This is a genomic window from Rhodococcus sp. BP-316, assembly GCF_019836105.1.
Lineage (GTDB): Bacteria > Actinomycetota > Actinomycetes > Mycobacteriales > Mycobacteriaceae > Rhodococcoides.
The window spans coordinates 1-14,234 of the sequence record NZ_JABUEE010000012.1; the positions used below are offsets into that span (position 1 = coordinate 1).

Below are 14,234 nucleotides of genomic sequence, written 5' to 3' on the forward strand. Positions count from 1 at the left end.
GCCGGGGGCCGGTCGGAATGCAGGCGGTCAGGCGGTCGGGCGGGCGGTGGGGCCCATCCGCGGCACGCTGGCGGGGAGCACGGCGTCGACGAGAGCCGCCGCTCGCGGGTCCACGTCGGCATCGGTCCGGGCGATGAACGTCGTGGTGCTGGTGCACACGTCCTCGCCGTGCGACGTCAGATGGTTCTGGACCACCAGGATGTCGTTGCCCGCGAACTGGCGGATCGACAGCACCTGGAGAGTGGACACCAGCTGATCTCCCTGCATGACCGGGCGATGCAGAACGAAGCTCTGATCGGTCTGCATGACTGCCGTGATCTCGTACTCCACGAGGATGTGCGCGAAGAGATAGTCGATGGCGATGGATCCGACGACGCTCACGAAGGTCGCGGGCGCGACGAGTCCCTCGTATCCCAACTCGGCCGCAGCGGCCTCCTTGTGGTGCGCCGGATGTTCGTTCTGGATGGCGCGGGAGAGTTCGCGGATCTTCTCGCGGCCGACCTCGTAGTAGTCGGGGATGACGTAGGCGTGTCCGACCAGGCGGGAGCTGCGTTCGAACCGGTGATCGGGCTCGTGCGGAACGAGCGGGCGAGTCTCGTGAGCACCTGTCACGGAGTCGTCGGTCACCGAATTGCTGGTCACGTGGAGCCTTCCCCTGGGACGCGCCCACCCCCATCGGCACACGCGTATGTGAACAAATCCTACTTCGCGTGTGAATATCCACAAATGCGGCAGTCGAACCCCGTCGGTCGGGTGCGCGGGTGCGTGGTCGCCGCCGGCGTGCACGGGTTTCGTGAGGGGCACACCCTGTGCCGCGTGTCGACAGGGGTGTGGCGCGCTGAGTGGGGTGTGGGCGCGAGATCGGTCAGGGAACCTGAGTCGGTCGCATTCCGGTCAGGTGTCGGACCGGCCGCGTCGACTGTCGAGGTAGGCCCTCGCCCTGAGGGACCGCAGCCATTCCGGACCGGGCCGGACACTGTCGGGAGTGCGCCGGATCGGGTCGAACGACAGGTCGCCACCGGACTGGTCGACCGAGCCGAGCGTCAGTTCGGCCAGCGGGACGTACGCCCCGGTGCCCTCGGCCTGCTCGAACTCGAAGACCAGCGGCCTCGCACGTACAGCGTCGACGATGGAGTCCAGGGTGGGCAGCGGCGGCGCGGCGACGGCCCGCGCGCGGACCCACCACTGACCACCCTCGAACTGCAGCGGCATCAGCGTCGAGAAGGAGGCCGTCTCGAACGCGAGCACCGGGAGCGGAACGCACCGCGTCACGACCTCCCGCCCGGCGCTGGCAAGGAGGATGTCCCAGGCACCGTCGGCCCGGTCGGTCGGCGGGAGACGCAACGCGAGACCCGCGACGTCGGGAACCCGTCGGGGCAGCCCGAGCGCGGTGGACAGGCGCACCGTCACCTCGCACGTGCCCACAGGCAGTCCGGCGTCGCCCTCGGCGGTACGGCGCAGTGTGCCCGTCAGAACCTTCCCGTGGGGATGGAACAGCTTGGCGTGGCGCAGCGCCGACCCCAGCCCGAACGGCAGGGCGAGCGCGCGCACGGGCATCGACGTCTCGTTCACGCTCGGGGATTGCCCGGTGTGTGACGTGAGGAAACGTCGCCGCTCAGGCTCCGTCGTGGGCCTTCTGCAGGTCGGCGACCACGATCTTCGACATCGACAGCATGGCCTGCACGACGCGCTGGGACGCCGCCGGATCCGGGGTGCTCATCAGCTGCATCAGCTGGACCGGGACGATCTGCCAGGAGACCCCGAACTTGTCCTTGCACCAGGCGCACCGGCCCTCGGATCCACCGTCGGACGTGAGCGCGTTCCAGTAGCGGTCGACCTCTTCCTGCCCGTCGCAGCTGACAGCCATGGAGATCGCTTCGGTGAACGGGAACTGTGGCCCCCCGTTCAGGGCGTTGAATCGCTGACCGAAGAGTTCGAACTCGACCATCATCGCGCGGCCCGGGGCGCCGGGTCCACCGTCCCCGTAGCGGCTGACGTTCAGTATCGCTCCCGTGCCGAACGTCGAGAGGTAGAACTCCGCGGCCTCCTCGGCCCGGTCGTCGAACCACAGTGTGGGGGTGATCTTCTGCATCGTGAGGTCCTTCGTCTTCGGATGGCGGAGCGAACTCGACCCGTCAGCCGTGTCGACTCCGGCCGACGGCGAAAGTCATCGCGCGATGCCGGCAGTCAGCAGTGTGGCCAGCTCCCGGTAGGCGGCGGCGTCGTCCAGACCCGTGCGACGGGCGAGGGCACGGCTCTGGATCGAGACCATCACCGACGCGGCGACGTCGGCGACGAACGCGGCGTGGACGTCCCGCACGTCGCCGGCGCGGACCCCGTCGTCGATGATGCCGCGGACTCGCTCGGCCGCGATGGCGGTGTTGCGTTCGTAGACGAGCCTCGACGGCTCGAAGTCGGCGAGGTCGGTCATGAACCGTTCCGACGCCGGCGCGAGTGCTTCACCGACCGCGCCCAGATACGCCGCGAGGCGCTCGCGGGTGCCCGTCGCGGCGTCGGAGGCCGCGTCCACGCGGACCGCTGCCGAGGTGAAGAAGTGCACCGCGGCGGAGCGGACGAGGTCGTCCTTGCTCGCGGCGAGGGTGTACAGCGTGCTCTTCGAGCACCGAAGGCGGGCGGCGATGTCGTCGAGAGTGAGGTGCGCGAAGCCTTCGGCCAGGAACAGGGCCACCACGGAATCGAAGAGCTGCGCGCGCCGCGCCGTCGCGTGAGCTGCTGTCATGGTGAGCGACAGTACTGCAGAACGCCATGCAGTACTGTCGTAGTACTGAGGGGCCCGCTGCAGTACTGGTGCCGCCTCATCCGATCCGCGACCGAGACGAGGACCCATGGCTGTCGAACGACTGCTGCCGAACGACGACGCACGTGACCTTCTCCAGTTGACCCGCGACATCGCGGACAAGGTCCTCGACCCCATCGTCGACGAACACGAGAAGGCCGAGACCTATCCCGACGGCGTCTTCGCCACGCTCGGCGAGGCGGGGCTGCTCAGCCTGCCGTATCCGGAGGAGTGGGGCGGCGGCGGTCAGTCCTACGAGGTCTATCTGCAGGTGCTCGAGGAACTGGCGTCGCGCTGGGCCGCGGTGGCCGTCGCCGTGAGCGTGCACGGGCTCTCCTGCCACCCGCTGATGTCCTTCGGGTCGGAGGACCAGAAGTCGCGCTGGCTGCCGGACATGCTCGGTGGGCGCACGATCGGCGCCTACAGCCTCTCGGAGCCACAGGCCGGCAGCGACGCGGCCGCCCTCTCCTGCAAGGCCGTGGCCGGTCCGGACGGGTACACCGTCACCGGGTCGAAGGCCTGGATCACGCACGGCGGCAAGGCGGACTTCTACACGCTCTTCGCGCGCACCGGCGAGGGCTCGCGGGGCATCTCCTGCTTCCTCGTGCCCGCCGACCTCGAGGGGCTCTCCTTCGGAGCTCCGGAGGAGAAGATGGGGCTGCACGCGATACCCACGACGGCCGCCCACTACGACGGCGCGGTGCTGTCGGCAGATCGCCGCATCGGCGAGGAGGGGCAGGGGCTCGGCATCGCGTTCAGTGCCCTCGACGCCGGGAGGCTGGGCATCGCCGCCGTCGCCGTCGGCATCGCCCAGGCCGCGCTCGACGATGCCGTGGCCTATGCGCAGGAGCGAACGACGTTCGGCCGCAAGATCATCGATCATCAAGGGCTCGGGTTCGTGCTGGCCGACATGGCAGCGGCCGTGGACTCGGCCCGAGCGACGTACATCGACGCGGCACGCCGAAAGGATGCCGGACTGCCGTTCTCACGTCAGGCCTCCGTGGCCAAGCTCGTGGCGACGGACGCGGCGATGAAGGTGACGACCGACGGCGTGCAGGTGTTCGGAGGCTACGGGTACACCCGAGATTTCCGGGTCGAGCGGTACATGCGCGACGCCAAGATCACGCAGATCTTCGAGGGCACCAACCAGATCCAGCGTCTGGTGATCAGCCGGTCGCTGGCCTGACCCCCGTGCGCACTATGCGCATCCAGCGGTACGCACAGGGCGCACGGGGCGATAGCCTCCCGCTATGAGCTCGTTCACCGGAATCCCGGAGGCCGCCCTCGATTTCTACGAGGATCTCGAGGTCGACAACAGCAAGACCTGGTGGGCCGAACACAAGCACGTCTACGACGAATCGGTCCGCGCGCCCATGACCGCGCTCACGGAGGTACTGGCCGAGGAGTTCGGAACGGCCAAGCTCTTCCGGCCGCACCGCGACGTCCGCTTCTCCAAGGACAAGGTGCCGTACAAGACGCACCAGGGTGCCTACGTGCAGGTGGCCCCGTCCACGGGGTGGTACGTGCAGGTCGACGCCTCCGGCCTCATGGTCGCCGGCGGGTTCTACGCGTCCACGTCCGACTCCATCGCCCAGTTCCGCGCCGTCGTCGACGACGAGGTCCGCGGGTCGGAGCTCGCGCGAATCGTGGCCGATCTCGAGAGCCGCGGCTACGACCGCGGCGGTGACCGGCTGAAGACCTCGCCGCGCGGCTACGACGCGGATCATCCCCGCATCGATCTGCTGCGCCACAAGTCCCTGACGGCAGGACGGTCCTTCGGCTGCCCGCCGTGGCTCGACACAGCAGAGTGCGCCGATCACATCCGTGGCGCCTGGCGTGATCTCACACCACTTCTCGAATGGTGCCGTCAGGTACTGGCCTGACGTGCCAGCACGGCCAACTGGAGTTCCATCAGCAGTCGCGCGGCGGGATCCGACAGGTCCGTCCCGGTGATCTCCTCGGCCCGTCGGACCCGATAGCGCAACGTGTTCGGGTGCACGTGCAGGTCGGCCGCGGCCCGGCGCACGTCGGACGGGTGCCGCAGATACGTCGCGATGCTCTCGCGTAGCGACGAGGACGTGCGTGCGTCGTACTCGACGAGCGCCGCCATGCGCGGATCGTGCAGCGAGGGGTGCGCGAGGAGCAGATCGACGATCTCACCGAGCAACACGGACGTCCGCGAATCGGCGAGTGTGGTCACCCTGTCGTCTGCTCCAGCGGTCCCGTCCAGGACGCGATCGACCTCGCGGCGAGCGGCGGCGACCTCGGACAGGGCGGCCACCGGCGATGCCACCGCGGCCCGCAAACGGATCCCCGTGCGTCCCTCGATGCCCTCGAGCAACCGGCGAGTCCACGACGGCACCGAGGTCTCCGCGCGGGTCCGTGGGACGAGGACGTAGATGCGGTCGCCGAGAGTGGTGACCAGGGACAGTCGGTGAAAGGAACTGGCGTGCAGTCGGATCGCGCCGGACAGATCGGCCATCGTGGCCGACGAGGGGGCATCGGGCGCGGCGCCGTCCACCGCGGCGAGACCGATCACCGCCGCCGGCCCGTCCGTCGGGATGGACAGCGCCGCGGCGAGTGAGGGCACGTCGACCCCACCGCCACGAGCGCCGAGCAGTCGCTGGATCTGCACCGCCTCGTTCGTGGGTGCCTCGAGGATGCGCGTGATCAACCGTGCCGCCACCGCGGCCGCGCCCTGCAGCACGCTCGGAGCATCGTCGGTGAGCGGTCGACGACCTTCCTGGATCCACAGCGTGCCTACCAGTCGCGGTGTGCCCGAACCATCCTGCGTGGCAGTCGTTCTGATGCCGGCGACCAGTCGCCGTCGGATACCCAGATCGGAGTGCGCCGGCACCTCGACGACCTCGTCGGAACGGCGGACCGCGTCGTAGACACCCCACTGCTCGAGTCGCCTGAGATACTCCGCGGGGCCTTCTCGTCCGAGAATGGACAGGGTCCGCAGCTCGTCCGCCTGATCGTCCGACGCCGAGTACGCCAACACGTGCGACCGCTGGTCCTCGATGCTCACCATCCCGCGCGTGAGCACCGCGACGGTGTGCGCCAGCCCGAAGAGATCGGTGTCCGCGCCCACCAGTCCCGCCAGTTCGGACGGTTCCGCGGACGACGGTGGAGGTGTGGTGATCGACGGCGAGGAATGGTCGAGCACGCCGCGCACCATCGACAGGAGGCGGTCCCAGCGGGTCTGCGTGTGCACCGCGACGAGAGCGACGCCGGCCGTGCGAGCCGCGTGCTGCATCAGCGTCGACGAGGCGGCGATCTTCGACATCACCGCGGTGGGTCGAAGGTCGCTGCTCCGCGTCGCCAGGTCGTCGAACCACGCCACGGCGTCCGCTTCCCGCACACCCGCCAGCAGATAGAGGTCCGCCGCGGCGGCGGTCGTGTAGAGCTCGGCGGCCAGATCGTCGGCGTCGACGAGCGTCACCGACCCGATCGGCACGTCCGACCCTGCCGGTGCCACGAGCACCTCGACGAAGGCGGAGTGCAGCGCACGCACGATCGAGTCGAGGGTCGAGGAGGTGCGGGTCATGCCGTGCACTCTAGGTGTCCTTCATCCGATCGGACAGGGGTCGGTGTGTTTCTTTGGACGCTGGGCCGAATATCGAGGATGCCGCGTCCGCTTGGCTGAACCCACCGACCCGGCACGAAGACCCGACACCGAGGACCGACATGGACGCCGTCACCGCAGTACCCACCCCCCTGAACGAGCCGGTGCACACGTACGCACCCGGCAGCGCCGAGCGAGCGCGGCTCACGCACCATCTGGATCGACTCGCCGCCACGCCCACCGAGATCACCCAGGTCATCGGCGGAGACCACCGCGACGCGACGGGCCCACGCGAGAACGTCGTGCAACCGCACCGGCACGCGTCCGTCATCGGATCGTTCGCGAATGCCACCCACCAGGATGTGCGCGACGCCATCGACGCGGCGACCGCCGCCGCACCTGCGTGGCGATCGCTGCCCTTCGACGAGCGCGCCGCAGTCTTCCTCCGCGCCGCCGATCTCCTCGCCGGGCCGTGGCGCGAGACCATCGCGGCTGCCACCATGCTGGGGCAGTCGAAGAGCGCGTACCAGGCCGAGATCGACGCACCCTGCGAGCTGATCGACTTCTGGCGCTTCAACGTCTCGTTCGCCCGACAGATCATGGCCGAACAACCGATCTCCGCGCCCGGCGTCTGGAACCGCGTCGAATACCGCCCCCTCGAGGGCTTCGTCTACGCCATCACCCCGTTCAACTTCACCGCCATCGCGGGAAACCTCCCCACGGCGCCGGCGCTCATGGGCAACACCGTGCTGTGGAAGCCGTCGCCCACCCAGGCCGTCGCCGCGTACCTGACGATGCAGCTTCTCGAGGCCGCCGGACTGCCCCCCGGCGTCATCAACCTCGTGCTCGGTGACGGACCCCTCGTCTCCGAGGTCGCACTCGCCGATCGTCGTCTCGCCGGCATCCACTTCACCGGCTCCACACCGACGTTCCAGCGGCTGTGGCGCGAGGTGGGCGAGAACATCGCCGGCTACGACACCTACCCGCGACTGGTCGGTGAGACCGGTGGCAAGGACTTCGTCGTCGCCCACAGTTCCGCCGACCCGGACGTGCTCACCACGGCGCTGATCCGCGGTGCCTTCGACTTCCAGGGTCAGAAGTGCTCCGCGGCGTCGAGGGCCTTCGTGCCGTCGTCGGTGTGGAAGAGGATGGGGGACAAGCTCGTCGACACCGCGTCGTCGCTGCGTTACGGCGACGTCACCGATCTGTCGAACTTCGGTGGGGCGGTCATCGACCGGAAGGCCTTCGACCGCAACGCGGCTGCACTCGAGCGCGCGAAGTCCACCCCGGGCATCACCATCGCCGCCGGCGGCACCTGCGACGATTCCGTCGGCTACTTCGTGGACCCGACGATCCTGCTCGGTGACGACGCGGGCGACGAGGCGTTCCACACCGAGTACTTCGGCCCGATCCTCGCCGTGCACGTCTACGACGACTCGAAGCCCGGTGCGTTCGAGAACACGCTCGCCATGGTCGACAGCGGGTCGAAGTACGCCCTGACCGGATCGATCATCGCCGACGATCGCGCCGCCGTCACGCAGGCCACCAAGGCCCTGCGCTTCGCCGCCGGCAACTTCTACGTCAACGACAAGCCGACCGGAGCCGTCGTCGGACAGCAGCCGTTCGGCGGTGCTCGCGCGTCGGGCACCAACGACAAGGCCGGATCACCGCAGAACCTGCTCCGGTGGGCCTCCGCGCGCACCATCAAGGAGACTTTCGTGCCGGCCGTGGACCACACCTACCCTCACCAGGGAAACTGACCGATGGCCACCAACCCGCTCCGCCCCGTCCTGCTCGCCGCCGGGCGATCGCGCCGCCTCGAACGCGTCGTCGCGCGGTCCGTCCTGACCAGGTCGCTCGTCGAACGCTTCATCGCCGGGAGCACCGAACCGGAGGTGGTCGGTGCCGTCGCCGACCTGCTCGGGTCCGGCCGCTTCGTCAGCGTCGATCACCTGGGTGAGGACACCACCGACGCGGCGCAGGCCACCGCGACCGTCGACGCGTATCTGTCCCTACTGCAGGCATACTCACGCCTCCACACCCCACAGCCTCCGGCTTCCCCGTCCACTTCCGGCCGGCCTCCGGCCTTCCCGCCCACCTCCGGCCGGCCTCCGGCCTTCCCGCTGGAGATCTCGCTGAAGCTCTCGGCGCTCGGACAGTCGCTCCCCGACGACGGCCACGCCGTGGCCCTCGCCAACGCCCACAAGGTGTGCGCCGCCGCGGACGCCGCGGGAGTGTGGGTCACCGTCGACGCCGAGGACCACACCACCACCGACTCGACTCTCGCGATCGTGCGGGAGCTCCGCAAGGACTTCCCGACCCTCGGCACCGTCCTGCAGGCGTACCTGCACCGCACCGAACAGGACTGCCGCGAGCTCTCCGGTCCCGGATCGCGAATCCGGTTGTGCAAGGGCGCATATCGCGAACCGGCCAGTGTGGCCTTCCAGAAGAAGGCGGACGTGGACGCCTCGTACGAGCGGTGCCTGCGGGTGCTCATGGAGGGGGAGGGCTACCCCATGGTGGCGTCCCACGATCCCCGCATGATCGAGGCGGCGCGACGAGACGCGGCCGAACTGGGACGTGGACCGGACGACATGGAGTACCAGATGCTCTACGGCATCCGCGACGGTGAGCAGACACGCCTGGTGTCGGAGGGGTACCGCGTCCGCGTGTACGTGCCCTTCGGTACGCAATGGTACGGATACTTCATGCGGCGGTTGGCGGAGCGTCCGGCGAACCTGACGTTCTTCCTCCGGTCACTGCTGACCCGCTCCTGACCCCTCGCCGCGCGCGCGATTCGCGCGTCCGTCGAAACTCCCGTCCCGGCACCCCTCGCCGAGGGCGGGAGTGAAGACGGTGTCACCGCAGGTGCGGCAGTGGTGCGTGCGATGGTGACCGATGCCGCACGAGCACGACCTGGCTCCCACGAGAACCGAACGCGCTTGCAGCACATGACCGTTACCGCAGGTGGCCGGTGCCTCCTCGTGCCAGACCCCGTTCATCAGGTGCAGTCGGCGCCGACGGTTCATCACGGACGTCTCCTCGGGAATCACACGTCACGAGGGAAGGTCTGACGTCGGGTGGTGCAGTGACACCCACCCTACACGGGTGTCGAACACATGTTCGACTTCGAGTGGATCCGATCCGGGACGGAATCAGACGAGCGCGACGCGGGCCACGGCGCCCGAGGTGGGGAACGGTGATCCGCCCGCGGGTTCCACGGTCACCGAGAGTGCGGTGGCGCCGTCGACGGGCACGGATGCAGGCTGGGAGAGGTCGTCGGCATCCATCGTCCCGACGGACACGGGCGAGCCCTCGATGAGCCAGACCTGGTAGACCGATCCGGCGGGAGGCGCTGCGACATCCGTCATGCGGAGCACGGCGCGCTCGTCACCGGGGGTGTACTGCACGCTCATGGTGCCGCCTCCGGCCACCGGGGATTCGAGCGGTGCCGCGACGGTCGCGGTGGGAGCCGACGGAGTCGCGTTCTGCTGCACGGCCACCGCCCCGCCCACACCGACGACCACCGCAGCGGCGGCCGCCATCGCGGCGATGCGCCATCCGCGTCGGCGGCTGGGACGAAGGGGGAGGACTGTCGCGCCGTCGGGGTCGACCTGCGCCGTGTCCTCCACGGCCCCCAGGATGCGGACCCGGAGATCGGCGGGGGCGGGAGTGCGTGTCGCGTCCGACGTCACGGCCATCGTCTCGCGGACGTCACGCACGATCGCGTCGAACCTCCGCCTGGTGTGGGCGTCCGTGTCGTCGAGGCGAGTCATGGTCTCGTACTGCTCCGAGGCTGCCATGGCGTCGAGGGCACACAGGTACGCGAGCTCGAGAAGGTCCCGATCCGGCAGCTGCACGGGTCGTTCGGGCGAACCGTGATCGCTCATCTCGGGCTGCCTCCATGCGTGTGGTCGGTGGGTCAGTAAGAGTGGGCGAAAAGTACCCCCGTCACATCCACGGCCGTGCTCTCCTGGCTGATACACCGGGTATTCGGTGCGCTCGCCGCACCGGATGGGCGGAGGGCGTCAGCTCGGTCCGCCCTCGTCGACCAGTCGCGGCCGCAGGTGCTCGAAGATCAGTGTGGTCTCGGTCGCGGCCACCGACGGATGAGCACTGAGGTTCTGGACGACGAAGTCCCTCAGGTGCGCAGAGTCCGTCATCGCGACGTGGATCAGGTAGTCGTCGGCACCGGCGATGAAGTAGACGTCGAGCACCTCGGGGAACGTCGTGAAGGACTCCGCGAACTCGCCCAGGTGGCGCCGGGCACCCGCCAGCAGCCGCACCGCGATCATGGCCTGCAGGCCCTGCCCCAGTGCCGCCGGATCGATGTCGGCGTGGAAACCGCGGACGACCCCGCGCTCGACCAGTGAACGGACGCGTCCCAGACACGTCGACGGGGCGATCCCGGCGCGGGCGGCCAGGGTGTTGTTGGGGATGCGGGCGTCGTTCGCCAGTTCACGCAGGATGACGCGATCGATGCGGTCCAGAGATGCCGCCCGAAGATTGTTCGGTCGCACCGGGGCGGACAGACCTGTGTTCGACGATTCGATGTCCATGAAGCCAGTCTACGAAATTATCGTCACTTCGATTGCGGCTCGGTCGAACGAAGTTCACGATTATCGGACATGACGAGTCATCCGGTAGAGGCGAAGGGCGCACCATGAGAATCGGCATACCTCGGGAACTGAAGAATCACGAGTACCGGGTGGCGGCGAGCCCGGCGGGAGTGCACGACATGGTCGTGCACGGTCATCGCGTCGTCGTCGAGACCGAGGCGGGCGCGGGATCGTCGTTCTCGGACAACGACTTCAAGGCTGCCGGCGCGGAGATCTCGAACTCGGCCGACGAGGTGTGGGCGCGGGCCGAGTTGCTGCTCAAGGTGAAGGAGCCGATCGAGGCCGAATACCACCGGCTGCGGTCGGGCCAGGTCCTGTTCACCTATCTCCATCTCGCCGCGTCGGCCGCATGCACCGATGCCCTCGTCGCGTCCGGCACCACGGCGATCGCCTACGAGACGGTGACCGGCGCGGGCGGCAGTCTGCCGTTGCTCGCACCGATGAGCGAGGTCGCCGGCCGGCTCGCGACCCAGGCCGGGGCGTATCACCTGATGGCGCAGACGGGCGGCCGCGGCGTGCTGATGGGCGGCGTTCCGGGAGTGAGTCCGGCCAAGGTGGTGGTGATCGGCGGTGGGGTGTCGGGATCCAACGCCGTGGCGATGGCACACGGGCTCGGTGCGGACGTGACGGTGTTCGACCTCGACATCGCCAAGCTGCGAACCATCGACGCGCAGTACCGCGGCCAGGTCAAGACCGTGGTGTCGAACAGGTGGGAGCTCGAGCAGGCCGTCGTGGCCGCCGACCTCGTCATCGGGGCGGTCCTCGTCCCGGGTGCCAAGGCCCCGACGGTGGTGTCCAACGCACTGGTCGCACGGATGAAGGCGGGGTCCGTGCTCGTCGACATCGCCATCGATCAGGGCGGGTGTTTCGAGGACTCGCGTCCCACCACGCACGACGATCCCACCTTCCCGGTGCACGATTCGATCTTCTACTGCGTGGCCAACATGCCGGGCTCGGTTCCCCGCACGTCGACGCAGGCGCTGACCAACGCGACGCTCCCGTTCGTTCTCGCTCTCGCCGACGAGGGCTGGGAGCAGGCGTGCGCCACCGTTCCCGGGCTCGCAGACGGTCTCAGCGTGCACGCCGGCAACCTGCTGTCGGACACCGTGAGAACGGCGCTGGGTCGCTAGAGTCGGCCGGTATGACTGTCATCGAGGTCGACACCGGAACAGATCGCATCGAGGCGACACTCGAGATCCCCTCAGGGGAGGGGCCCTGGCCCGCCGTCGTGATCGTGCACGACGTGTTCGGCATGACCGACGACATCAGGTCCATCGCCCGGCGCTTCGCCGACCAGGGCTACGTCGCGTTGGTGCCGGATCTCTACGCCCGCGGTGGTCGCGCCAAGTGTGTGACAGGAGTGTTCCGGTCGCTTCTCGCGCGCTCGGGCCGGGCGGTGGACGACCTGCTGGCGTGCCGCGACACCCTCACCGCGCGCGCCGACACCACCGGCGCGGTGGGCATCGTCGGGTTCTGCATGGGTGGAGGTTTCGCTCTGGCGCTGGCGCCCCGGGGGTTCGAGGCGAGCGCGCCGTTCTACGGCATCCTGCCCCGTCACATCGAGTCGGCCCTCGAGGGCACGTGCCCGATGGTCGCGAGTTTCGGCAAGCGCGATCCGATGCTGCCGGGCGCGGGCCCGAAGCTCGAGAAGGTCTTGCAGGACAAGGGCGTTGCCCACGACGTCGTGGCCTATCCCGGTGCCGGCCACAGTTTCGCGAACGACTTCGGATCGGGTCCGGGTGCACTGGTCATGCGCGTCACCGGATTCGGCTATCAGCACGAGCAGGCCGAGGACGCCTTCGCTCGGGTCTTCACCTTCTTCGGCGAGCACGTCCGGTCGCGCTGACGCCGACGAGGCTCAGCGGCCGACGGCCGGACCCTGCAGCGCCCCGCGCACCTCGCCCGTCTTGGGCTCGACCGCGCCGCGACTCTTGACCCAGCGGCTCGGCAGCTTGCCCACCAGCTCGCCGAGCGGGTTCACCGCAGCGGCGAGGACGTCCACGGTGTCCTGCAGAATCTCCACGCTGACGCTCATGCGCTCGAGGTTGGGCGCCAGCGAACTCAGCGACTCGGCGACGGTCACGAGCTGATCCAGCGGACCGTTGCGTGCCGTCAGCCGCTGGATCGCGCCTTCCTCACCGAGCAGCGTCTCGACGAGCCCGCCCTTGGCGAGGGCGTTGTCGATGACCCCGTTCTCACGGGTCAGCGCCTCGATCACGCCGCCCTCCTTGGTCAGGAGTTCGACAGGGCCGTCCTTCGCGGTGAGGCGCTCGATGGGTCCGTCGACGGCCGTGAGTCGATCGAGCAGACCGCCCTCGGCGAGGAGGCGATCCAGCGCACCGTCCTCCGCGAGGACTCGGGTGAGGGGGCCGTCGTCCGCCAGGATGCGTTCGAGAGGACCGCCGGGCTCGAGCAGTCGATCGAGGGTGCCGCCCTTGCTCGTCAACCTGTCGACGGCGCCACCGGGCTCGAGCAGTCGGTCCAGCGGGCCACCGGGCCGCAGCGCGTGACCCAGTGCGCGGTCGTCGGAGGTGAGCTCGGCCAACTGTCCGAGAAGCTGCAGCGGGCCGCTCCGAGGATTGGCCAGGGTGATGGCGTCGAGTGACCCGGAAGCGCCTGCGGCCAGCGCCATCCGGGTGGTCGCGACGGCCGACTCGGCCACCCCGACCGCCGACTCGGCGACAGCCAATCCGACACGCACCGGCAGTGTGACCGCGGACACCCAGTTCATGGGGTCACTCTAACCCGCGGCGGGAAGGCCGGAGGCCGGTCGGGACGGGACGGCGGGACGGCCGGAGGCCGGTCGGGACGGGACGGCGGGACGGCCGGGGGCGCGGTCAGTGGGCGAGCTTGAGTCCGATGACGCACCCGACGAGCCCTGCGATGAGGGCGATGCGGATCGGCGTCGCGGACTCGGTGCCGGACACCATCGCGTAGACGACGGTGAGCGAGGCGCCGATGCCCACCCACACCGCGTAGGCGGTGCCGGTCGGGATGGTCCGCATGGCGAAGGCGAGACCGCCCATGCTGACGACGAGCGCCGTACCGAAGACGATGGTGGCGACGGGCTTCGTGAAGCCCTCGGACTTGCCGAGTGCGGTGGCCCAGACGGCCTCGAACACGCCCGACAACACCAGAATGATCCATGCCATGAGTAGTCGACTCTCCTGGCACCGTCTTGTCGCTGGCCGGGTACGGTGCGCTCGTCCGGGTCTGTGTCGCAGTCTGTCCTCCACGGTAGCAAAGCGGA

General features: G+C 69.1%; 15 protein-coding genes and 1 riboswitch. Of the genes, 6 read left to right on the forward strand and 9 right to left on the reverse strand.

From position 1 onward, the window contains the following. Positions 1 to 27 precede the first annotated feature (27 nt). The 4 genes from HQ312_RS20045 to HQ312_RS20060 all read right to left on the reverse strand — a co-directional run bounded on the left by HQ312_RS20045 (position 28) and on the right by HQ312_RS20060 (position 2,740). Complete coding sequence (locus tag HQ312_RS20045) at positions 28 to 642, reverse strand: MaoC family dehydratase N-terminal domain-containing protein (RefSeq protein ID WP_051612996.1); 615 nt, start codon at positions 640 to 642, stop codon at positions 28 to 30. A gap of 252 nt (positions 643 to 894) precedes the next feature. Next, positions 895 to 1,572: a hypothetical protein gene (locus HQ312_RS20050; protein ID WP_051612995.1), complete on the reverse strand. Its 678-nt coding sequence runs from the start codon at positions 1,570 to 1,572 to the stop codon at positions 895 to 897. Between the two features lie 43 nt (positions 1,573 to 1,615). After that, positions 1,616 to 2,092, reverse strand: a complete 477-nt coding sequence (locus tag HQ312_RS20055; protein WP_222641046.1) for a VOC family protein — start codon at positions 2,090 to 2,092, stop codon at positions 1,616 to 1,618. 75 nt (positions 2,093 to 2,167) lie between these two features. After that, positions 2,168 to 2,740: a TetR/AcrR family transcriptional regulator gene (locus tag HQ312_RS20060; RefSeq protein ID WP_056447480.1), complete on the reverse strand. Its 573-nt coding sequence runs from the start codon at positions 2,738 to 2,740 to the stop codon at positions 2,168 to 2,170. Positions 2,741 to 2,846: 106 nt separating this feature from the next. Here HQ312_RS20060 and HQ312_RS20065 point away from each other — a divergent pair, with 106 nt between their 5' ends. Further along, positions 2,847 to 3,983 (forward strand): acyl-CoA dehydrogenase family protein, encoded by a 1,137-nt coding sequence (locus tag HQ312_RS20065; protein ID WP_222627948.1) that lies wholly within the window; start codon positions 2,847 to 2,849, stop codon positions 3,981 to 3,983. 64 nt (positions 3,984 to 4,047) lie between these two features. Continuing rightward, complete coding sequence (locus tag HQ312_RS20070; protein ID WP_222627946.1) at positions 4,048 to 4,680, forward strand: DUF2461 domain-containing protein; 633 nt, start codon at positions 4,048 to 4,050, stop codon at positions 4,678 to 4,680. On the opposite strand, the gene HQ312_RS20075 is transcribed toward HQ312_RS20070, so the two are convergent. Beyond that, positions 4,665 to 6,347, reverse strand: a complete 1,683-nt coding sequence (locus tag HQ312_RS20075; protein WP_222641048.1) for a CdaR family transcriptional regulator — start codon at positions 6,345 to 6,347, stop codon at positions 4,665 to 4,667. The genes HQ312_RS20070 and HQ312_RS20075 overlap by 16 nt on opposite strands. A gap of 140 nt (positions 6,348 to 6,487) precedes the next feature. Between HQ312_RS20075 and pruA the strand changes: the two genes are divergently transcribed. Together pruA and HQ312_RS20085 are read left to right on the forward strand one after the other, a co-directional pair. Beyond that, positions 6,488 to 8,125: an L-glutamate gamma-semialdehyde dehydrogenase gene (gene pruA, locus HQ312_RS20080; RefSeq protein WP_222641050.1), complete on the forward strand. Its 1,638-nt coding sequence runs from the start codon at positions 6,488 to 6,490 to the stop codon at positions 8,123 to 8,125. 3 nt (positions 8,126 to 8,128) lie between these two features. Further along, positions 8,129 to 9,142: a proline dehydrogenase family protein gene (locus tag HQ312_RS20085; RefSeq protein WP_222641052.1), complete on the forward strand. Its 1,014-nt coding sequence runs from the start codon at positions 8,129 to 8,131 to the stop codon at positions 9,140 to 9,142. A gap of 378 nt (positions 9,143 to 9,520) precedes the next feature. Here HQ312_RS20085 and HQ312_RS20090 read toward each other — a convergent pair whose 3' ends face one another. After that, the gene (locus HQ312_RS20090) at positions 9,521 to 10,255 is read right to left on the reverse strand and encodes an anti-sigma factor (protein ID WP_051612994.1); all 735 of its coding nucleotides are present in this window, start codon (positions 10,253 to 10,255) and stop codon (positions 9,521 to 9,523) included. A gap of 138 nt (positions 10,256 to 10,393) precedes the next feature. Further along, positions 10,394 to 10,924: an Lrp/AsnC family transcriptional regulator gene (locus HQ312_RS20095; protein ID WP_027504334.1), complete on the reverse strand. Its 531-nt coding sequence runs from the start codon at positions 10,922 to 10,924 to the stop codon at positions 10,394 to 10,396. Positions 10,925 to 11,028: 104 nt separating this feature from the next. On the opposite strand from HQ312_RS20095, the gene ald reads away from it, so the two are divergent. Together ald and HQ312_RS20105 are read left to right on the forward strand one after the other, a co-directional pair. Next, positions 11,029 to 12,114 (forward strand): alanine dehydrogenase, encoded by a 1,086-nt coding sequence (ald, locus tag HQ312_RS20100; RefSeq protein WP_222641054.1) that lies wholly within the window; start codon positions 11,029 to 11,031, stop codon positions 12,112 to 12,114. A gap of 11 nt (positions 12,115 to 12,125) precedes the next feature. Then, positions 12,126 to 12,830 carry a dienelactone hydrolase family protein gene (locus HQ312_RS20105; RefSeq protein WP_222641056.1) on the forward strand — a complete coding sequence of 235 codons (705 nt, stop codon included), beginning with the start codon at positions 12,126 to 12,128 and terminating at the stop codon, positions 12,828 to 12,830. 12 nt (positions 12,831 to 12,842) lie between these two features. Here the strand turns inward: HQ312_RS20105 and HQ312_RS20110 are convergent, their stop codons facing one another. Next, positions 12,843 to 13,715: a hypothetical protein gene (locus HQ312_RS20110; protein ID WP_051612993.1), complete on the reverse strand. Its 873-nt coding sequence runs from the start codon at positions 13,713 to 13,715 to the stop codon at positions 12,843 to 12,845. A 106-nt stretch (positions 13,716 to 13,821) separates the two neighbouring features. Further along, entirely contained in the window at positions 13,822 to 14,136 is a 315-nt protein-coding gene (locus tag HQ312_RS20115; RefSeq protein ID WP_027504331.1) for a multidrug efflux SMR transporter, read from the reverse strand. Positions 14,137 to 14,151: 15 nt separating this feature from the next. Continuing rightward, positions 14,152 to 14,213: riboswitch (guanidine-III (ykkC-III) riboswitch) on the reverse strand. Positions 14,214 to 14,234: the final 21 nt, after the last annotated feature.